Origin of the sequence: Flavobacterium chilense (assembly GCF_001602525.1) — a bacterium.
GTDB lineage: Bacteria > Bacteroidota > Bacteroidia > Flavobacteriales > Flavobacteriaceae > Flavobacterium > Flavobacterium chilense.
In genome coordinates, this window is sequence record NZ_LSYT01000004.1 from 354,921 (window position 1) to 375,820 (window position 20,900).

Here is a 20,900-nt window from a genome sequence, read left to right on the forward strand (position 1 = left end):
TTAATTTATTAATCAATATTTTGGAATAGATAATAGTGGAATATCTAAACCTGCTGCCATAATTCTGGTCTTGCTTTTGTGAACTAATGAGTCCCAAAAACCATACCTTTGTGGTACCATTACTAAAATGTCAGCATTAAATTTTTTGATTTCTTTCCTAATCTCATTAATTACGGCATTTGAACGGACATTTTTGTAAATATATTTTACTTCTTCCAATTCTTTATCTATTGCTGAATTCAGTAAAATTTTACCTTGTTCTTCTTTGATTTCATCTAATTTATCGTTTACACTAAAAAACTCAATTTCAGAGCCTAAGTTTCCTATCACTTGTCTAATCCAGCTAAATCTTTTTATAGATGATAAACTCAAAGTATCGCAGGCATACAGGATTTTTTTGGCATTATGAAAACGGGCATTTTCCGGAACTGCCAAAACCGGAATATTTAAATTTTTAATGACAGAAGTAGTCGAATTTCCTAATAAATCCTGCTCAAGCGAACGTTCTGCCATTCCCATTACGACCAGATTGGCATTTGTATTATCGATGATGGAAGGAAGCTCTTCTTCTAAAAATGAATAACTGCAAAAACTGTCTACCGAAATCTTAAATAAATCTGCAATCTCCAAACCTAAAGTCTGAAGTTTTAATGTCGCTTTTTCGATCTGCTTTTGCATCGTTTCTGCAGTGATTAAAGAATTAGCACTGTGAACACTTAAAGAAAATGAATTAAACAAAATAAGTTTAGCACCTGTTGCTTTTGCAAGTTCTGCTGCATACGTTACAGCATTATTAGCTATTGAAGAAAAATTAGTGGCAGCGATTATAGTAAGTGGAGAAGTCATAATAGAATCAATTAAACATTTTTCTGCCAAAATTGCTTAATTAATCTTTCCTATTTACTCTAAACTTACCGAATGATCATTTTTTAGACCTCAACCGTATTTTTGGCTGTCTAAAAATAAAGTAATCAAAATATACATCTATCAAATAATGATTTTATTTACTTTACAAAATAAAAGATATTTACATCATAGTATTGATGCGAATACTTGCTTTTATAAGTGCTAAAGCTGAAATTTTAGAAATATGAATATCTTTGGGTTGATGATGTGAATTCTGACTTACCAATCTTACAAAATCTTGTCCTTGCTCTGATTTTTGAACATATTTTACCGTTATATATTCTTCCCAGTCATTTAATCTTACACTTAAGAGATACATCTCACCAAAAAAGATATTTTCAAATTCTGTTTCTTTATACAAAATTATATCTCCTGATTTAAGCAGCGGATACATACTGTCTCCAGTTACCGAAATGGCTCCATCGCATTTTGGCAGATTTGGAATTTTAATAGTATCCAAAATTCTTTGTGGCTTTCCACTGTTAAACAATTCTCTTAAACCAGCAACTGCTTCAAGATCATACAATGGTATTTCCTGACTTAAATGCAACGAATCAACGGTTTTTCTATCACTATTCATTATTACAATATCGGTATTTGTTTCTTTTAACATTGAGCCATTTCCAGTCAACAGCCATTCTGAATTCATTTCAGGATAATAATGTAATATTTTACACGCCTTATCTGTTCCCATGTTACTGCTATTGTCTAAAAACTTGTTTGAAAACCCCAAATCATTGCAGAACTTATACTTTGTAATCCCTTTAAAATCAAGAAATTCTTTAATCCTTTCAGTTGACCCCATAAAAAATGTATTATTTTACGTTAATTATTTGTTTTAATGTATTATTTTACATTATATTTGCAAAGTAAAGAAATTAAAATTTCATAATAAAATATTTTGCTACAAAATTAATAGGCAATATCCAATACATAAAAAAGAAAAATCATTATTAACAACAAACTCAGATATAATTTAATAAAATCTAAAATAATTAAAAACATAATAGAACCATTAACCCTTTTAATTACATAAAATGAAAACAGATCAAATTGAAGAAAAAATCAACGAGTTGGAAAACTGGCTGATTAAAAATCCAAATAGCGCTGAAAGAAATCTTATAGAATCTGACATAAAAAAATTAAAAACAATTTTAAAGAAAAATCATGAGTAGAAAACAAATCGAAGAACGCATTGCTTTATTATACCTTGCTTTGCAGTTTTGTTCTGAAAGAACAAAAACATTTACCACAGGAGAGAGAATCTGCATTAATCAGGAACGTTTTCAATGGATGCATATTCTCGAGAACCCAACAGCTGTATCCAGGCCTGTTTCTATAATTATAGAAAACAAAATAAAAAGTATTTCAAAACTTTCTCTTGCACAAAATTTTAAACCTTATTATGAAGATCCATTTAAAGAAGAAATTGAAATTTTATAATCAAAATTTAACCTCAGGAAAAATCATGAACACTATAACTACTAATACACAAGCAAAAACTATTGATTTATCTCATTTTTCTGTACAACAATTAAAAGAAGCTTTGTCAAGTATAGAAAAGAAAAAAAATGAAGAAAGAGAGACATATAAAAAACTGGTAGCGGAAACAATACCTAAAGCAATTTTAAAACTACATAAAGCATCTAAAATAATCAGTAATGTAAAAACTGAAACATTTCAGCTTTTTGAAACTATTCTCGATTTAAAAAATCAGGTTTATGGTTTTAAAGAAAAGCAAATGTCCCATACCTTTTCGAATGACAAAGAAGAAATTACAATTGGCTATCGAATTAATGAAGGCTGGGATGACACTGTAACTATTGGAATTGAAAAAGTGCAAAATTACATTTCATCACTTTCTACCAATAAAGAAACAGCTTCTCTGGTTAAAATTGTTTTCAATCTTCTTAAAAAAGATGCAAAAGGGAACTTAAAAGGCTCAAGAGTTCTTGAACTACAGAAACTTACCAAAGAGTTCAATAATGAAGAATTTACCGATGGAGTTGATATTATTGCCTCCTCTTTTAAACCTGTACGCTCAAGTTGGTTTATTGAGGCTAGTTTAATTAATGAAAATGGCACAAGAACAAATATCCCTTTATCTATGTCATCAGTCAGTTTTTTAAATGGATATATTTTTAATTTTTTTAACCAACAAAACGAACAGACAAATGCAGCCTAATAATGACATTTACGCATCGTTGCTTCTAACCATATTACTTATAGCAACGAATTTAAAACCAATTATACTATTCCATGAATGGCTTTTTTTCAAAATAAATACAACTTTTAAACAATATAAAAATGAGCGTAAAAATAAAACCAATAGTAGACCATGAAAGCTACAAAGTAAATGACAATACAATTTTTAAAGATGGAATTGGAAACTGGAATTGCAAAAATGAGCTTTCAAATAAGGAGCGCTTTGCTTTTAATCAATATGAGAATATCGTAATTAAAAATCCGAGATTTAAAAAGCATAGTATATCAATATACAAAGGATAATCCCTACAAGACTTAAAATAAAAAAACAACTATAGTTAGAAGTCAAAAAAAAGCTTTAGTCTTAGTGTTAACCTTCAGAGATTAAAGCAAATAAAAAAAATCATTTTTCAAAACAATATTACTAATCCAATAATCTCTATTATAACTTTACTTCATAAATCTCATTTTCTCTAAAAATCTTTCTTCATCTTCTCTATTATTCATTTAATACCACATCTTATGCCTATATCTGCAAATAGAAGTCTCGGAATTCAAAAAAACAAACTCCTTCGCTATAAACTTGTAAAAGAACTGTATCAGAAACACAAAACAGATGATATCCCTACAACGGTAGTCTGGCGTAAATATATTTACCCTATTTATCCCATTTCACGAACTACTTTGTACGAAATCCTCTGCACATCCATAACTTCAGAATTAAAAAAAATCGAAGAACTTATGATTAATCAGAAAAAACACTATTAATATGTTATATGCGAATATATTAGCTATCCAAATAAAATTATCAACTTAAAAGCCTGCAACTCTTCGTTGAGGCAATATTATTAAATACTTTAAGTCATAAAAGAGATAGTACAGACAAAGATCCTACATCAATTTCTGCACTATCTCTTTTAATTTATATTTCTTAAAATAATTAGGAACGATTAACTTTTAATTTCATTTTTATAATACTTTATATGAAGTTGTCATAAACTCTTTTCAAAGATTATTATATAAGTTATAAAAAAGTAAATTTTTAAATAGTTTTTCATCCATTCATCTCTTATTCAATCTCTTATTTTAAAAAAATAAATCAAGTCATTCAATATATGTAAGTTTTTATTTATCTTTATTGAATCTTCTTTTGAAAAAGAAGCATATTTGATCAAAAATTACAGCATAAATTATTTACATTATTATTTTATTGATATAAATATCTGTCCCAAATCTCACTTTACAAGCCCTTACACTAAAAAGCCATTTCATGACAGGAAAAAGCCGTTCTATGACATCTTTTTTCCAGTTAAGACTTTTGCTCTTTAATTTTAAATCCAGAATTAAACGAATAGTATTTATAATAGAGAAGAACTAAAAAATCTGTGTTTAAAAACAGGTGTTTATACGTGCTTTTTAAACTACTTACATACAGTAACTTAGCCTTACAACAATAAAAAATGTTGCGCTAATTTACAGTACTTAATCATTCATTTAGTAGGACTGTTATTTACAAGTTTAAGTTAACTATTTAAATCAATATAATTATGGATGGAACAATTGGAGAAATACGTCAATTTGCAGCAAATTTTGCACCCAGAAACTGGGCATTTTGTAATGGGCAAACCGTTGCTATAAGATCTAATACAGCGTTGTTTTCTATTATTGGCACTTACTATGGCGGAGACGGCCAAACTACTTTTAAACTCCCTGACTTTGGGGGACGTGTAGCTATAGGAGCGGGTCAGGGAAACGGTTTATCACAATATGTTATAGGAGAATCATCCGGAACTAATGGTATAGCATTAACGACTTTAAACCTCCCTTCTCATACACATGCTACTACTGCTGCTGTTTCAATTCCTGCTTATTCGGATGAAGGTGATGCCAGTACTCCATCTGGAAATATTCTTGCAGCAAAAGCATCTATGTATAGTACTGATGAAGGAGATACAAGCATGAAAGCTGCTACATATAATGTGACCGTTACTCCTGTTGGGTCAGGACAACCACTTTCTATAACGCAGCCATCTATTGGAATGAACTATATTATTTGTTTGTTTGGAAATTTTCCGCCACGCTCATAAATACAATAATTACAAGCAACTTAAAAATTATAATTTAAATTTAAAATATAACTAACTATGGAAGGAACTATAGGAGAAATAAGATTATTTGCTGGGAATTTTCCACCATTAAACTGGGCTTTTTGTAATGGATCTTCTCAAAGTATTGCTAATTATGAAGCTCTATTTGTAATAATTGGTACAACATATGGCGGAGATGGTCAGGTTACATTTAATCTTCCTGATTTACGAAGCCGTGTTCCTGTTGGTACAGGTCAGGGTCCGGGACTTCCTAATATTGTACTTGGACAAGTTGGTGGTACAGAAACAGCCACAATGACTATAAATCAAATGCCTTCACATACTCACGTTGCGACAGGCTCTATTGCTCTTCCTGCTTATAATGCCACTGGAGAATCAGGATCACCAACAAATACTATTTTAGCAGGTTTGGCTGACGCTTATTCTACAGCTCAGGCAGATACCAATCTAAAAGCACAAACTTCAGCTGTTACACTTAACAATACAGGCAGTAACAACCCTTTCAGTATTATACAACCATACCTTTCTACAAATTATATTATTTGCATGCAAGGTATTTTCCCAACTAGAAACTAATAAAAAACAAAATTATGGAAGGAACAATATCTGAAATTCGCCTCTTCGCTGGTAATTTTACTCCAAAATATTGGGCAACATGTTCAGGGCAACTTATGAATATCAGTACCAATCAGGCATTATTTAGCCTCTTGGGTACAACATATGGCGGCAATGGCATTACTACTTTTGCATTACCTGATTATAGAGGCAGAATTCCTGTTGGAACCGGAATTGCGCAAGGTGTTACCCAATTTCCTCTCGGAAGTATTACTGGAACAAATACTGTAACGGCAACCAGCTTAAATTTACCATTGCATACACATGTTGCACCGCAAGCTTCTTTTGCATTAAAATCATTTGCAGACACGGGTGGTACAGGCTCTCCAACCAATGCTAATTTAGCTTCATTAACTGGACTTTATTCAGCTAAAACAGCTGATAGCGCCCTTAAACCTGTTACACCTGTTATAACCGTTGCTCAAACCGGAAATAATCAGCCAATAACAATACAACAACCATACTTGGGTATGAACTATGTAATATGTCTTCAGGGAATTTTTCCTTCAAGAAACTAACATTAATAACCCATTAGAAATTCTACTGGGTTATTTTGTTTTAAATTATCTATTAAAATTGTTTATGAAAATAGCTTTACTCTTGCCCCGATCTGTCATTTACCCTTCAATGTCTTTTGACATAATGGATGGTTTTAAATCTGCTTTAAAGAAAACAGGGAGTCTTGAAAAACATGAAATTGTAACTGCCAATATAGGAGTTGGTGGTAACAACAGAGAAATTTATACTTGCTGCGAAGAATTACTCTTAAATAGTACAGATATCATTGTAGCTTATATAAACCCTGTTACCGCTGAATTTATACAGCCTCTTTTTGAAAGTACTGATAAATTGCTAATTGTATTAGACAGTGGATATCATTTTCAAAGCTTTGAAAAAAAATTGTCTAATATGTATTTTATTTCATTAGAAGGCAATTTATGTTCCCGTGCTATTGTTCGCAAAGCAATTGAAGAAGGACAAAATAATTTTGCATTTACCTGTTCATTTTATGATGCAGGCTATCGTCCTCCTTATACTTATTCTACAGCTTTAGAAGACAAAGGGATTAGTATTAGCTATAATCATATTACACCTTTACAACGTGCCGAATTCAATTTAGGCCCATTAGATGAATATATTCAACAAAATAAAAATGTTTCAATATTTACATCCTTTTGTGGCGATATGGCAGAAGACTTTTTTAGAGAATCATCAAAATTAACAAATATTGCTTCATGCAAAACGTATGGAAGCGGTTTTACTGCCGAAGAATTATGGCTAAATAAAATACCATATCCCGGATATGACTGGAGTTGTGCCATTCCTTGGGCCTCAAATACAGACAATAAAGAAAATGAAGATTTCTTATTAACAATGAAAGGGATTAAAGAAAATAAAGCCAATATCTTTTCTCTTTTAGGATGGGAAGCCGCTTTGTTTATTCAAAATTCAGATGGTCAATCATTAGACAATCTTGTTATAAACTCTCCGCGTGGAAAAGTTTATATGAACCCTTATACAGGTTACTCTGAAGCTCCTTTATATTATGCAACAGTAACAAAAAATGAAGAAACAGGTAATTGTCTTTTAGAAAATATATCTGAGGTAACCAATTTAGAACAAGAACGTAAACGCTTACAGTATCATATTCTCGCAGCTCAGGATATAGCCTCAAATTCATGGTTTAACTCTTATGCCTGTTTAGAATCATGAGTACTATAAATGACATAGTTGTTTTGTGTAATAATAGAATGGCGTTTCCTGCTATACAAGCTTTATATGCTCTTGGCAGATTACATACTATTGGAGTGCCAATCGAGAATGAAGATGTAAAAGCCTTTTGTATACATTTTGCTTCACAGACAGGTATTAATTTAATATGGATCGAAAAATCTAAACTAAAAAATCAGCTAGAAGAAATCATCAAAATCAGTAATCCTAAATACATTTTTACCATGACTTTTCCTTGGAAAATATCAGAAGAAATTATAAAACAGCATTCTAATTTGTTTTATAACTTCCACTATGGTCTTTTACCAGAAATGCGTGGGGCTGATCCTGTTTTTGAATCTATTAAAAAACAAAAAAAAGAAACCGGAATTTCTGTTCACAGTATCGATAAAGAGATTGATAAAGGAAAAATAATCTTAAAAAAAACATTTCCATTGCATGCAGATCTAACTCATGGTATGGTTTGTACCAATTTATCTTATCTCGCTTCTCATATCCTGCCTGAACTATTGACTGTATTACATCTTAATGATGAAGGAATTACCCAGGATGAAACAAAAGCTCAATATTATAAAAAACCAACAATTACTGATGTCAGTATTCAATGGGAGAATCAGGATTCAAAATCTATTCAGGCTCTTGTTAACGCCTGTAATCCATGGAATAAAGGTGCATATACTCAATGGAATGGTTTAAATGTACGTATTGTAGAAGTTTCACAAATCGATTCTTCGGGTATAAACTCAAAAACCCCGGGAACCATTTTAGAAATAAATGAAAATAACGGTTTAATCATACAATGTTATGATAACACCCAATTGCGTATAAACACAGTTTATACGGATGAAGGATTTATGAGTGGGCATAAATTGCTCGCTTTTGGTATAAAAAACGGTGAACAATTTGCCTCTTTATAATTTAACTATCTTAATTATGAAACATTTTTACTCTCAAATCAAGAATTTTATAAATATCGCCTTGTTCTTAGGGATATTTTTACAGAGTTACTTAGGTAATTCTCAAACGACTTTAGCGGCAGGAGATATTGTCTTCAGTGGGTTTGATGCAACTGCTAATGCAACATCAGCTGCTGACTCTTATTCTTTTGTATTGCTTACTAATATTTCTGCTAACACTGTAATTAGTTTTTCTGACAGAGGGTATGCAGGTGGCGGTAGTTGGGCATCGGCTACAGCAACTACAGAAGGAGCTGTAACATGGACTTCAGGAACTGCAATTGCTGCAGGAACTGAAATAGTCATAAAAGGCTTAACTGCTTCTGTTTACAATCCTACTACCAGTACTTTAACTCCTAATGGAACTGTTGTAGCCACAGAATCGACTCTTTTGTACGGATTATCCTTATCAAGTGTTGGTGACCAGATCATTGTTTTTCAAGGCGGAGGAGGTGTAATTAGTGGAGGAGGTGTAACTGTAATAACGGGACTTACATATTATACGAGTGCGGGATGTGCACCAACAGTGGCAACTTGGGATGTACCATCAGGAACATGTACTATTGGCCCTAACTCTTCTGTTATACCTCCAGGGCTTACAGGTGGTGTAAATGCTTTTTTTACAGGTGGTAGTAATCCTACTTCAGGTGTATTTAATGGTACAGGCGCACCATTTGCCAATGTTGCCGCTATTAGAGCTGCTTTAACGAATCAGTCTAACTGGACACTTTCTTCGGCTGCAACAGGCATTACAATGCCTTCCGGATATAACTTTTTAGGTGTTTTACCAACAATAACAGGTAATCCGGCTAACAGAACGATTTGTCCTGCCGGAAACACTACTTTTAATGTTACTGCAACCAATGCAACTAGCTATAAATGGCAGGTTAATACCGGAAGCGGCTTTACCGATCTTGCAAACGGTGCTCCTTACTCCGGAGTAACTACTGCAATTTTAGCGATCAGCGGAGCAACCACTGGTATGAATGGTTATCTTTACCGATGTGTAGTTAGTGGAGCCGGATCTGTAAATTCAAATTCAGCAACATTATCAATTCCTAATACAACTGTTACCACAACTGCTCAAACCAATGTAAGCTGTAATGGTGGAAACACCGGATCTGCTACAGTATCAGCTTCAGGAGGTTTTGTTCCATATACTTATTCATGGTCATTGTCTTCAACAATAGTAGGAACAACGGCAACTGTAACAAATCTAACTGCTGGAACATATACTGTTACAGTTACAGATAACATTGGATGTCAAACTCCACATACTGTAATCATAACAGAACCTACATTGGCAGCTTCATCGCCATCAGTAACTACTCAGCCTGCTTCTTATGCAGCCTGTACAGGATCAACTGCTTCATTTTCTGTGGTGGCAACCAATACTGCAACATATCAATGGGAAGTAAATACAGGTTCTGGATATACCCCTATTACCAATGGAGGAGGTAGTCCTAATTATTCAGGATCTAATACTGCAAATCTTAATATTAGTTCTATCACATCAGCTATGAATGGATATACGTATAGAGTTGCACTTACAAGTTCCTGCTCAAACACAATAACATCAAATGGTTTGGCATTATTAAACGTTACTGCTTTACCTGTAGCAACAGCAACTCCTGCTTCTGCAACAATTTGTAGCGGAACTTCACCAAATATAGCTTTAACATCAGCACCAACAGGGGCTACCTTTTCATGGACAGTTGTTACAACAAGTGGTACTGTTAGTGGTGCTTCTGCCGGTTCAGGAACTTCAATCAACCAAACCCTTACAGGCAATGGTGTAGTTACTTATACAGTAACCCCTACTCTTAATAGTTGTCCCGGTACCCCTATTACGATACCCGTAACAGTGAACCCTCTTCCGGTTATAACAGCTCAACCTTCAGATTCTCCAATATGTGCAGGAGCAAATACGACTTTTTCTGCTAGTGCTGCTAATGCCACCGCCTATAAATGGCAAGTAAATCAAGGTGCAGGTTTCTCTGATATTTCAGATAATGCTCTTTACTCAGGGGCTACCACAACAACACTTACTATAACTGCAGCACCTGCAATATTGAATGGTTACTTTTACAGAATGGTAGCTATAGGGACATGTACACCGAATGCAGTTTCAAATGCTGTAGTACTAACTGTTAATTCTGCACCTAGTATTACGGCACAACCTTCTGCAAGTACAATTTGTGCAGGAGCGAATACTACTTTTACTGCTACAGCGTCTGGCGCTACCGGATATCAATGGCAGGTAGATCAGGGAGCTGGTTTTTCTAATATTGCAAATGGAGCGCCTTACTCCGGAGCGACTACAGCAACACTTACTATAACAGGAGCGACTACAGCACTAAACGGATATATATATCGAGTTGTTGCTACGGGGTTATGTACGCCTAATGCAACTTCAAACAATGCAGCGCTTACGATTAATTCTGCGCCATTTATTACAGCACAGCCTAGTAACAGTATCACTTGTTTAGGTTCAGATGCGACTTTTACAGTTGTTGCTGCCAATGTTACCGGATATCAATGGCAGGTAAATCAGGGAGCTGGTTTCTTTAATATTCCAAATATTGCTCCTTATTCCGGAGCAACTACAGCAACGCTTACCATAACAGGTGTTACTGCGGGTATGAATGGATATGTATATCGAGTGGTAGCCACCGGTTTATGTACACCAGCAGCAACATCTTCAGCCAGAACATTAACAATACCTGTTATTATTGCAGGAGCATCACAAACTAATATTGCTTGTAATGGAGGTGCAACTGGTATTGCAACAGTTACACCAACCGGAGGAACTGCGCCCTATACTTATCTTTGGTCTAACAACGAAACTTCGGCTACAATAAGCGGTCTTACAGCAGGTAGTTATAGTGTAAAAATCAAAGACGCTAACCAATGCGAAAAAATTCAAGCTTTCACAATAACTGAACCACCAGCATTAATTGCTACTCAGGGAACCGTAAATAATGTAAGCTGTTATAATAGTGCAAACGGAACTGCTACAGTAAACGTAACAGGAGGAACTGGTGCAGGTACTTATACTTATTCATGGGTTCCATCTGTAGGCTCTACTGCTACTGTTACAGGATTAGCTGCAGGAACATATGAAGTTACTGTTACAGATGCAAATTCTTGTACAACTACGCAGGCTTTTCTTATTACACAACCACCTGCATTTTCTATAACACCTTCTCAAACGAATATTTTATGTAATGGCGCAGCAACCGGATCTGCAAGTGTTGCTGTAACGGGAGGAACAGGTAATTACAGCTATTCATGGAGTCCTGCCGTAGGTTCAGGTGCAACAGCATCAGCATTAACTGCCGGTACTTATACTGTAACTATTAAAGACGATAATTTATGTCAGGCTACTCAAACATTTACCATAACAGAGCCAACTGCCCTGACAGCAACGCAAGGTCCAATTACCAACATAAGCTGTCATGGAGACGCAACCGGTTCTGCTACTGTAAATGTAACTGGTGGAACCAGTGCAACTGGTGAATACCACTATTCCTGGGCACCTTCTGGAGGAACTGGAGCTACGGCTACTGGATTAATAGCAGGAGCCTATATTGTAACTATTACAGATGATAACTCTTGTACTACTACACAAAATTTCAATATAACTGAGCCTGCAGCAGCTTTATCTGCAACAACTGCAAGCATTCCTGTAAGTTGTTTTGGAGGAAGTAATGGTTCTGCAAGTGTAACAGTATCAGGAGGCACTCCTCTTTATACTTATCAATGGGCACCTCTTGGTGGTACAACTGCTGTAATAACAGGCAGACCAGCCGGAGATTATACCTGTACCATTACAGATGCCAATGGATGTAAACTCATAAAAAATATTACTATTGACACACCTGCAGTATTATCGGCTACTTCTACTAAAACAGATGTTTCCTGTAATGGCGGAGGTAACGGATCTGCAACAGTAACCGTAACCGGAGGAACTGGTGATTATCATTATTCCTGGTCTCCAACAGGTGGAGCTGCAGCAACAGCAACCGGACTTACTGCTGGTACTTATACTGTAACGATTACAGATGATAATACCTGTTCTATAACACAGAACATTATAATAGACCAACCTGCAGCTCTTGCAGCTACACAATCACAAACAGATGTGCTTTGTAATGGCAGTGCTACCGGTACCGCAACTGTTACAGTAACAGGTGGAACACCAAATTATTCTTACACATGGTCCCCTTCTGTAGGAAATCAGGCTACAGTTACTGGATTGACTGCAGGAACATACACTTGTAGAATAACGGATGGTAAAGGATGTATAATTGACAAAACTTTTGTTATTGGAGAGCCTGCAGTTTTAAGTGCAACTCAAAGTCAGATCAATGCAACTTGTTCAACAGGCGGACAGGCAGCAGTAAATGTTACTGGTGGGGCTACACCATATACTTATTCATGGGCACCTTCCGGAGCTACTACAGCACTTGCAACAGGATTAGCTGCAGGAATACATACTGTTTTAATTAGAGATGATAATGGTTGTACAATAACAAAAACCTTTACTATTGGTACCACAAATACTTTAGTAGCAGTTCAATCTCAAACTGATGTTTTGTGCAATGGATCCAATACAGGTTCTGCAACAGTAATTCCGACAGGAGCTCCAGGCCCTTTTACCTACGAATGGTCACCTTCAGTAGGAAATTCTGCAACAGTAAATAATCTTACTGCAGGTAATTATGCTGTAACAATAACATCTGCAAATGGTTGTTCTATTATAAAAAACTTTACCATTACAGAACCTAATGCCTTAACGGTTACGACATCGCAAACAAATATAGCATGCAATGGAGGAGTTACAGGCTCAGCTACTGTAAATGTAACAGGAGGAACAGGCCTTTATACTTATAATTGGACACCAATGGGTGGTACAGCTGCTACAGCTTCTGGTTTAGCTGCCGGAACTTATGTTGTAACGATTAAAGATGCTAACTTATGTCAAACAACTCAAAGTTTTACTATTACGCAACCTGCTGCGATTGTAGCTACTACATCTCAAACTAATGTTTCTTGTAATGGCGGTTCAAACGGGTCTGCGACTGTAAATGTAACCGGAGGAACTGGTGATTATCATTATAGCTGGTCTCCAACAGGCGGAGGTGCAGCAACAGCAACAGGACTTTCAGCAGGAACCTATACGGTAACTATTACAGATGATAACTCTTGTACTACTACACAAAATGTTACCATAACAGAACCTGCAGCACTTTCTGCTACTACATCAAAAACTGATGTTTCCTGTAATGGTGCCAATGACGGAACAGCTTCTGTAACTGTAACGGGTGGAACTGGTGCTTACACCTATTCCTGGTTACCTTCTGGCCAAACTGCAGCTACAGCTTCAGGTCTTGCTCCGGGAACTTATACAGTAACTGCCACAGATGCAAACGGATGTTTTATAACTCAAACTGTTACTATCATCACAACTCCGGATGTAACTGCACCTGTACCTAATGTTGCATCTCTTCCTGACATTACTAACTATTGTGCAGTTTTGGCTTCACAGATTACAATTCCAACAGCTACAGATAATTGTGTAGGAACTGTAAACGGAACTACAACTGATCCATTAACTTATAATGCTGTAGGTACTTATACCATTACATGGAAATATGTTGATGCAAGTGGAAATAGTACTACACAACCGCAAACGGTAAAAGTGGTTGCTTCTCCATTAAATGCTGTAACATTTACTAATGCTCAGTTTACTTATGATGGAAATGCGCACCCTCTTCAGGTTGCTAATCTTCCAACTGGTGCTACTGTTACATATTCAGCAAATAATACATCGGTAAATGCAGGAGCTTATGTAGTTACGGCTACAGTAACACCTTCTGCAAGTTCTCCTAATTGTTCCCCAGTAGTGCTTACAGCTAATTTGGTTATCAATAAGGCAGCACAACAAATTACATTTGGTGCAATTCCGGTTAAAACACTTGGAGCAAATAACAGTTTCAACTTAACAGCAACTTCAAGTTCTAACTTGCCTGTAACCTATACTTTTACCTATACTTCAGCATTACCACCGGCAACAGTTACAGCATCTGGCGCAGTTACTATGTTAAGATCAGGTCAGGGAACAATCACGGCGCAACAGGCTGGAAATGCTAATTATCTTCCTGCAACAGATGTTTCGCAATTACTGGTAATCTTAAACAACAATATTGATGTTAAGAGAATTACATTAGGAACTAAAGTTTTTGATAATCCTGGAAAAACAATTTACCATTTATTATCATGTGGAGAAACCAATCCTAACGTTTCAATTTTAAACGAATCAGGAGCGACTATTACACCATCTGCTAATTTTACGATCCAAACGCCTAAACCTGGAATTTATACTCAGAATGCGACTATCACATCACAAGATGGAAGTTTGTCTGCAGTGTATTCTATTACAGTCGAAAAACCATTTGGATTCTTTGATATTGTACATCAAAAATTCAACAATGTATTGCTTGTGAATAATAATCCACAAACAAATGGCGGTTATGAATTTGTTGCCTATCAATGGTTTAAAAACGGACAGTTAATAGGAACTGGTCAATATTACTCTGCAGGAGAAAGTATTAATACTAATTTAGATCCTACTGCAGATTACAGTGTAAAAATGACCACTAAAGATGGAAAGGTATTACAAACTTGTACTTCTAAAATTACGTTCACTAAAAAACTTGAGGCAAAACTTTATCCTAATCCAATTCAAACAGGAAAAGTTATCACTGTTGAGGCTGACTTCCCGGAAGAAGAATTGCAAAACATGCAAATAAGCCTTTACTCTGCCACAGGTCAATTAGTTAAAGTAGTACAATCATCTTCAGTGAAAACTGAAATACAATTACCACCAACAACAGAAAGTAGTATGTATCTGGTAGTTCTTGAAACTCCTAATGTCAAAAAATCTTTCAAAGTAATTGTAAAATAAATTAAATCCTGCCAGTACCAGATCAAAATGGTACTGGCATAATATAACTTAAGATGAAAAAATATACAACATCACTCGCTATAATTACTGCACTTTTGGCTGCATGTTTTAACAGTTTTGGTCAGGATAAAAAACACGAATTTTCTATTTCTGTAGGCGGTCCGTTTTCATTTGTAAAATCTGTTTCTGCCGGAGAAACAGTTCCCGGAAATGGTATTAATGCAGGCATTCGCTATGCCTATTATTTAAATGAAGGACTTAGTTTAGGTATTGGTGTAGAGTATCAAACTTACAACACTGACTTGAAATATGGTTTTATTGGAGGACAATACAATAGTGTTGATGCCGAAAATGAAGCATTTCAGTTTAGATATAAAGCCACAAATTTAAGAGAAGAGCAAAAATTGGGATATATTAATGTTCCAATAGGCATTCAGTTCGAAACTCCCGGTACAACAAAATTGTATCTGGCTGCCGGAGCAAAAATAGGCTTCGCTTCAAGCGGAACTTATGAATCATCAATAGGAAACCTTACTACAAGTGGTTATTATCCTCAATACAATGTAGAATTGTTTAGTCCTGCATTTGCCGGTTTTGGAAGTGCCAATGATGTAAGAACCTCTAAACAGGATCTTAATACTAAAACTTCTTATTCAGCTACTTTCGAAACAGGTTTGAAACAGCAAATCGGAAGTAAAAATTCAATTTACATTGGTGTTTATTTAGATTATGGTCTGAATAATGTTTATGATAAAAATGAAAACAAGAATCTGGTACAATACAATCCTGCACTTCCTGTACAATTTACATACAATAGTGTATTTGATTCAGGTTTGGCAAGAGATATGAGATTAGTTTCTTATGGTTTAAAGTTAAGAATTGCAATGCGTTAGCATCAAAAAAATCAAAATATTTAATTGTAATCTTGACAATTGTAAAAGCCTGAGAATAATCATTCTCAGGCTTTTTTTATGCAAACCCCGGAAACAGATAAAAGCATTTTGCTGATCGAAATTTTAATTACCTCACCCTCTTTTTTAGATAATGTATTACTTTTACAATATTACAATCTGGTAGTTCATGTCTAAAAATTTCACAAACAATCCCGTTAAATTACCGTTTTCTTATTATCTAAATCAGGATGTACTTTTTCTGGCTAAAGATCTTTTAGGAAAAGTACTTTTTACTCAAATAGAAGGAAAAATAACAGCAGGTATAATTGTAGAAACCGAAGCTTATTTTGGTGTACAGGATAAAGCTTCTCATGCTTATGGCGGTCGACGAACTAACCGAACCGAAACATTATACAGCGAAGGCGGTATTTCGTATGTTTACTTATGTTACGGCATTCATAATCTTTTCAATGTAGTGAGTTCTGCTGATGGTGAACCACATGCTATTTTGATCAGAGCAGTTGAACCTTTAATAGGTAAAGACATCATGGAAATAAGACGAAATATGTCTGCTACAAAAGGAGCTATTTCTGCCGGTCCGGGTTCTGCGGCAAAAGCCTTGGGAATTGACCGTACCTTTAACCAAAAAGATTTAACCGGAGAAGAAATCTGGATTGAAGATCATGGCATTAAATATCCTCCGGATGAGGTTGCTGCAACACCAAGAGTGGGTGTTGCATATGCACAGGAAGATGCACTTTTGCCCTGGCGTTTTTTCATTAAAAACAACAAATATGTAAGCAAGCCAAATAAAGTTTAAAATCTCAATTCTTAAAATAAAAAAATGCCAGCACAATTAACCGATATTATAGACCATAACTTAAAAGTTCTTTTCTGCGGAATTAATCCTGGCTTAAAATCAGCATTAGATGGTCATCATTTTTCAGGAAGAAGCAATCGTTTCTGGAAAGTTTTACATCAGTCAGGATTTACACCTGAGCAAATCGAACCAGAAAATGACACAACAATTCTTCAGTCAGGATTGGGACTAACAACGGCTGTGGCAAGAGCTACGGCGCGTGCAGACGAACTTTCTAAAGAGGAGTTTAAAGAATCAATAGAAATTTTCAAAACCAAAGTAGAACAATTCCAGCCTCAATATATCGCATTTTTAGGCAAACCTGCTTACATCGCTTTTTCAGGAAAAAAACAAATTTCATGGGGATTACAAGCTGACGATTTTTGTGGTGCTAAGGTTTGGGTTTTACCAAATCCGAGTGGTTTAAATCGTGGCTTTAGTCTGGATGATTTAGTGCGTCATTATGCTGAATTGTATCAGGTGATTTCCAGAATAAATTAAAATTTTGAAGATTTAATTTTCTCTTTGCTACGATGTTTTTCTATAGTTCAAAATTGCTGCGGTATTCAATACAATCGCAAATCCTATTATAATCAAAATGTGTTTACGAATATCTTTAAAGCCGCTTCCTTTAATGATGACCATTCTCATCACATCGATAAAGTAACTTATAGGATTAAATTTTGAAACCGTTTTGGCCCAATCCGGCATACTGTCTATTGGTGTAAATAAACCGCCCATTAAAACAAATATCATCACAAAAAAGAACATGATCAGCATGGCTTGCTGTTGTGTTTCGCAAATGGTAGAAATAAGCAATCCAAATCCTAAAATAGCCAACAAATAAACCCAGATAAAAGTATATAAAACCAATAAATTTCCTAGCGGAAGAATACCATAAAAAATCCATCCTACCAGCAATCCTAACGTAAAAACCACATTCCCCAAAATCCAGAACGGAATCAGTTTTCCCAGAATAAAATGATATTTTTTAACCGGCGAAACATTAATTTGTTCAATAGTTCCGGCTTCTTTTTCTTTTACAATATTCAATGATGAAAGAAAACCACCAACAAGTGTAACCAAAATAGCCAGTATTCCCGGAACCATAAAAAGTCTGTAATTCAAATGCGGATTGTACCAGTTTGATGATGTAATTTCTATTACCGGAAGAGTATTAAAACTTCCTGATACATTTAATTTTTTTCGTAAACTATTATTATATGCTCTGATAATATCGCTAATATAGCCCGCTCCTAACCCGGCTTTTGTTCCGTTTATTGCATTTACACCAATAAAAAGCTGTTGTTTGTTTTCTTTAATTAAATCTTGCTCAAATCCGCGGGGAATTTCCAGGATCAAGTCGGCATTATCATCTTCTATTTGTGTAAAAGCCTGTTGATAAGAATCATTGTAACTTTTTAGTTTAAAATAACCCGATGCCACAACCTGACTGATCAAATCTCTTGAATAATCAGAACGGTCATTGTCGACCACCGCCAAATTAATGTTTTTAATTTCATAATTGGCGGCAAGCGGTAAAATAATAAGCTGCATAACCGGCATTACCATAATAACGGCTAATATCGCTTTATTACGAAATATTTGTTTGAACTCTTTGATGAGCAAAAATTTGATGATTCTCATGACAAACGTATTTTAAAACTTTTAAGACTTATGATCAATAAGAAAACGGTTATACCAAAAAGAATCAGCGTTTCTTTCCATATATAAGAAAATCCTAATCCTTTTATCATAATGCCTTTTACAATGATGTAATACCATTTTGAAGGCACAATATTCGAAAACCATTGTAACGGAAGCGGCATATTTTCGATAGGAAACATAAAACCGCTAAAAAGCAATGTTGGCAATAACATTCCGAGTAATGAAATCAGCATTGCCGTTTGTTGAGAATCGGTTTTAACCGAAATAAAAATACCTAAAGTCAAACAGGTTATGATAAACAAAGTACTTTCGGCAAAAAGCAACACTATATTTCCGGCAATTGGCAAATCGAGTACAAAAACACTCAATAACAAAATAGAAATCACATTTACCATTGAAAGGATGAGGTAAGGAACCGCTTTAGACAAGATAACCATTAAAGGTTTAAAGGGCGAAACCAAAAGAATCTCCATTGTTCCGGTTTCTTTTTCTTTTACAATAGAAATTGCTGTCATCATCACACAAACCAGCATTAAAACCAAAGCCATAACACCGGGAACAAAATTTGGAGCCCCTTTTAATTGCGGATTATACAACATTTTTACTTCGGGTTTAATCTGTAACGGCAGAGGATTAGTCTGATTTAATTCTGCCTGATAATCGTTTATAATGGAGGAAACATAATTGGTCAGAGTTGTAGCATTATTAGGGTCTGAAGCATCAGCAATAACCTGGATCTGGGCTTTGTTCTGATGCAATAATTGATTATTAAAACCTTCCGGAAATACAATCGCCATTTTTATTTCTCCGGTTTTAAATGCTGCCTCAAGAGCTGCACTTCCTGAAAGGCTTTTTGTGATTTCAAAGTAACGGCTGGCTTCGATTTTGCTGATTATTTTTTGTGAAGCAATATCTTTGGCATAATCAACCACCACAATTTTGGAGTTTTTAACTTCATTGGTCAGGGCAAAACCAAAAATCAGAATTTGCACTACCGGCATTCCAAACAAAATGAATAATGTTTTCCTGTCACGCAGTACGTGCAAAAACTCTTTTTTAACGAATGTTAGAAACTGTTTCATATTTAGAATTTATTCTCCGCGTTTTGCTTCTCTGGCAAGATGATAAAATACCTCGTCCATTGTCATTACGCTAAATTGTTTTTTTAAATTGGCTGGCGTATCAAGTGCTTCTACCCTTCCGTCTACCATTATTGAAACCCGGTTGCAATATTCGGCTTCATCCATATAATGCGTAGTTACAAAAATGGTTATCCCATTTCCTGATGCTTCATAAATTAAATCCCAGAACTGTCTGCGTGTTACGGGATCAACGCCGCCTGTTGGTTCGTCCAGAAACACAATTTCAGGTTTATGAATAATGGCGGTCGAAAAAGCCAGTTTCTGCTTCCATCCCAACGGAAGCGAGCCAACCATTTTATTTGCCTGATCTTCCATACCCAATTGTTTCAAAAGTGCAGCACTGTTTTCTTTAATTGCTTTATCGCTCAAACCGTAAATTCCGGCAAAAAAAGTAATGTTTTCCAGCACCGTCAAATCATCATACAACGAGAATTTCTGACTCATATAACCAATACTTTTCTTTATTTTCTCTGTTTGTTTATAAACATCAAAACCTGCAATTTTTGCTTCTCCGGAACTTGGGGTCGATAAACCGCATAACATTCGCATTGCGGTTGTTTTACCTGCTCCGTTTGCACCCAAAAAACCAAAAATTTCTCCTTTTTCTACCTCAAAAGTGATAGCGTCTACGGCAATAAAATCTCCAAATCGTTTGGTTAAGGCTTTGCATGAAATTACTTTTTCGCTCATAAAAATGGTTTTAAACGATCTTCTTTAGTCATTATTTTTTTTATTAAACACATAGAAACATAGATTCTGTACTCTTAAAAAAGGCATTTCATTTATTTAAAAAATACATAGTCAGAGCTATGTGATTTATTTTGAGTGAAACATCTTTTATCCGCTC

At 35.1% G+C, this 20,900-nt stretch carries 19 protein-coding genes; 14 read left to right on the top strand and 5 right to left on the bottom strand.

The window, feature by feature from the left end:
- Positions 1-12 precede the first annotated feature (12 nt).
- Both A4F88_RS12495 and A4F88_RS12500 read right to left on the bottom strand, forming a co-directional pair.
- Positions 13-846, bottom strand: coding sequence for a universal stress protein (locus tag A4F88_RS12495; RefSeq protein ID WP_068842940.1), 834 nt, complete (start codon positions 844-846; stop codon positions 13-15).
- 181 nt (positions 847-1,027) lie between these two features.
- Entirely contained in the window at positions 1,028-1,711 is a 684-nt protein-coding gene (locus tag A4F88_RS12500) for a S24 family peptidase (RefSeq protein WP_068842941.1), read from the bottom strand.
- 232 nt (positions 1,712-1,943) lie between these two features.
- Between A4F88_RS12500 and A4F88_RS25450 the strand changes: the two genes are divergently transcribed.
- The 14 genes from A4F88_RS25450 (at position 1,944) to mug (ending at position 17,744) form a co-directional block, all read left to right on the top strand.
- Positions 1,944-2,081, top strand: a complete 138-nt coding sequence (locus tag A4F88_RS25450) for a hypothetical protein (protein WP_156062664.1) — start codon at positions 1,944-1,946, stop codon at positions 2,079-2,081.
- Positions 2,074-2,349 carry a hypothetical protein gene (locus A4F88_RS12505; protein ID WP_068842942.1) on the top strand — a complete coding sequence of 92 codons (276 nt, stop codon included), beginning with the start codon at positions 2,074-2,076 and terminating at the stop codon, positions 2,347-2,349. Before A4F88_RS25450 ends, A4F88_RS12505 begins: the two co-directional genes overlap by 8 nt.
- 25 nt (positions 2,350-2,374) lie before the next feature.
- Positions 2,375-3,091, top strand: coding sequence for a DUF3164 family protein (locus A4F88_RS12510; protein WP_162268794.1), 717 nt, complete (start codon positions 2,375-2,377; stop codon positions 3,089-3,091).
- Between the two features lie 122 nt (positions 3,092-3,213).
- Positions 3,214-3,414 carry a hypothetical protein gene (locus A4F88_RS12515; protein WP_068842943.1) on the top strand — a complete coding sequence of 67 codons (201 nt, stop codon included), beginning with the start codon at positions 3,214-3,216 and terminating at the stop codon, positions 3,412-3,414.
- Between the two features lie 219 nt (positions 3,415-3,633).
- Positions 3,634-3,879 (top strand): hypothetical protein, encoded by a 246-nt coding sequence (locus tag A4F88_RS12520; protein WP_068842944.1) that lies wholly within the window; start codon positions 3,634-3,636, stop codon positions 3,877-3,879.
- Between the two features lie 779 nt (positions 3,880-4,658).
- Positions 4,659-5,198 carry a phage tail protein gene (locus A4F88_RS12525; protein ID WP_073075448.1) on the top strand — a complete coding sequence of 180 codons (540 nt, stop codon included), beginning with the start codon at positions 4,659-4,661 and terminating at the stop codon, positions 5,196-5,198.
- 57 nt (positions 5,199-5,255) lie between these two features.
- Positions 5,256-5,795, top strand: coding sequence for a phage tail protein (locus tag A4F88_RS12530; protein WP_068842946.1), 540 nt, complete (start codon positions 5,256-5,258; stop codon positions 5,793-5,795).
- A gap of 14 nt (positions 5,796-5,809) precedes the next feature.
- Positions 5,810-6,352, top strand: coding sequence for a phage tail protein (locus tag A4F88_RS12535; RefSeq protein ID WP_068842947.1), 543 nt, complete (start codon positions 5,810-5,812; stop codon positions 6,350-6,352).
- 64 nt (positions 6,353-6,416) lie between these two features.
- Positions 6,417-7,547: a type 1 periplasmic-binding domain-containing protein gene (locus tag A4F88_RS12540; RefSeq protein WP_143155046.1), complete on the top strand. Its 1,131-nt coding sequence runs from the start codon at positions 6,417-6,419 to the stop codon at positions 7,545-7,547.
- Positions 7,544-8,482, top strand: a complete 939-nt coding sequence (locus A4F88_RS12545) for a formyltransferase family protein (RefSeq protein ID WP_082815763.1) — start codon at positions 7,544-7,546, stop codon at positions 8,480-8,482. The genes A4F88_RS12540 and A4F88_RS12545 overlap by 4 nt, the downstream gene beginning before the upstream one ends.
- Positions 8,483-8,498: 16 nt before the next feature.
- Positions 8,499-15,491, top strand: coding sequence for a T9SS type A sorting domain-containing protein (locus A4F88_RS12550; RefSeq protein ID WP_068842950.1), 6,993 nt, complete (start codon positions 8,499-8,501; stop codon positions 15,489-15,491).
- A 53-nt stretch (positions 15,492-15,544) separates the two neighbouring features.
- Complete coding sequence (locus A4F88_RS12555) at positions 15,545-16,384, top strand: porin family protein (protein WP_068842951.1); 840 nt, start codon at positions 15,545-15,547, stop codon at positions 16,382-16,384.
- Between the two features lie 187 nt (positions 16,385-16,571).
- Positions 16,572-17,204: a DNA-3-methyladenine glycosylase gene (locus A4F88_RS12560; protein WP_068842952.1), complete on the top strand. Its 633-nt coding sequence runs from the start codon at positions 16,572-16,574 to the stop codon at positions 17,202-17,204.
- A 24-nt stretch (positions 17,205-17,228) separates the two neighbouring features.
- Positions 17,229-17,744, top strand: a complete 516-nt coding sequence (gene mug / locus A4F88_RS12565; protein WP_068842953.1) for a G/U mismatch-specific DNA glycosylase — start codon at positions 17,229-17,231, stop codon at positions 17,742-17,744.
- 27 nt (positions 17,745-17,771) lie between these two features.
- Here mug and A4F88_RS12570 read toward each other — a convergent pair whose 3' ends face one another.
- The 3 genes from A4F88_RS12570 to A4F88_RS12580 are packed head-to-tail and all read right to left on the bottom strand — an operon-like array spanning position 17,772 to position 20,743.
- On the bottom strand, positions 17,772-18,890 hold the full coding sequence (locus tag A4F88_RS12570; RefSeq protein WP_068842954.1) for an ABC transporter permease: 1,119 nt from the start codon (positions 18,888-18,890) through the stop codon (positions 17,772-17,774).
- Entirely contained in the window at positions 18,887-19,993 is a 1,107-nt protein-coding gene (locus A4F88_RS12575; protein WP_068842955.1) for an ABC transporter permease, read from the bottom strand. Before A4F88_RS12575 ends, A4F88_RS12570 begins: the two co-directional genes overlap by 4 nt.
- 9 nt (positions 19,994-20,002) lie before the next feature.
- Entirely contained in the window at positions 20,003-20,743 is a 741-nt protein-coding gene (locus A4F88_RS12580; protein WP_073075445.1) for an ABC transporter ATP-binding protein, read from the bottom strand.
- Positions 20,744-20,900: the final 157 nt, after the last annotated feature.

Bases quoted from the DNA above. Each gene is read 5' to 3' on its own strand.
- A4F88_RS12540 (WP_143155046.1), top strand. From the start codon at position 6,417: ATGAAAATAGCTTTACTCTTGCCCCGATCTGTCATTTACCCTTCAATG.
- A4F88_RS12525 (WP_073075448.1), top strand. From the start codon at position 4,659: ATGGATGGAACAATTGGAGAAATACGTCAATTTGCAGCAAATTTTGCA.
- A4F88_RS12550 (WP_068842950.1), top strand. From the start codon at position 8,499: ATGAAACATTTTTACTCTCAAATCAAGAATTTTATAAATATCGCCTTG.
- A4F88_RS25450 (WP_156062664.1), top strand. From the start codon at position 1,944: ATGAAAACAGATCAAATTGAAGAAAAAATCAACGAGTTGGAAAACTGG.
- A4F88_RS12575 (WP_068842955.1), bottom strand. From the start codon at position 19,993: ATGAAACAGTTTCTAACATTCGTTAAAAAAGAGTTTTTGCACGTACTG.
- A4F88_RS12555 (WP_068842951.1), top strand. From the start codon at position 15,545: ATGAAAAAATATACAACATCACTCGCTATAATTACTGCACTTTTGGCT.
- mug (WP_068842953.1), top strand. From the start codon at position 17,229: ATGCCAGCACAATTAACCGATATTATAGACCATAACTTAAAAGTTCTT.
- A4F88_RS12570 (WP_068842954.1), bottom strand. From the start codon at position 18,890: ATGAGAATCATCAAATTTTTGCTCATCAAAGAGTTCAAACAAATATTT.
- A4F88_RS12495 (WP_068842940.1), bottom strand. From the start codon at position 846: ATGACTTCTCCACTTACTATAATCGCTGCCACTAATTTTTCTTCAATA.
- A4F88_RS12520 (WP_068842944.1), top strand. From the start codon at position 3,634: ATGCCTATATCTGCAAATAGAAGTCTCGGAATTCAAAAAAACAAACTC.
- A4F88_RS12580 (WP_073075445.1), bottom strand. From the start codon at position 20,743: ATGAGCGAAAAAGTAATTTCATGCAAAGCCTTAACCAAACGATTTGGA.
- A4F88_RS12530 (WP_068842946.1), top strand. From the start codon at position 5,256: ATGGAAGGAACTATAGGAGAAATAAGATTATTTGCTGGGAATTTTCCA.
- A4F88_RS12500 (WP_068842941.1), bottom strand. From the start codon at position 1,711: ATGGGGTCAACTGAAAGGATTAAAGAATTTCTTGATTTTAAAGGGATT.
- A4F88_RS12545 (WP_082815763.1), top strand. From the start codon at position 7,544: ATGAGTACTATAAATGACATAGTTGTTTTGTGTAATAATAGAATGGCG.
- A4F88_RS12510 (WP_162268794.1), top strand. From the start codon at position 2,375: ATGAACACTATAACTACTAATACACAAGCAAAAACTATTGATTTATCT.
- A4F88_RS12515 (WP_068842943.1), top strand. From the start codon at position 3,214: ATGAGCGTAAAAATAAAACCAATAGTAGACCATGAAAGCTACAAAGTA.
- A4F88_RS12505 (WP_068842942.1), top strand. From the start codon at position 2,074: ATGAGTAGAAAACAAATCGAAGAACGCATTGCTTTATTATACCTTGCT.
- A4F88_RS12560 (WP_068842952.1), top strand. From the start codon at position 16,572: ATGTCTAAAAATTTCACAAACAATCCCGTTAAATTACCGTTTTCTTAT.
- A4F88_RS12535 (WP_068842947.1), top strand. From the start codon at position 5,810: ATGGAAGGAACAATATCTGAAATTCGCCTCTTCGCTGGTAATTTTACT.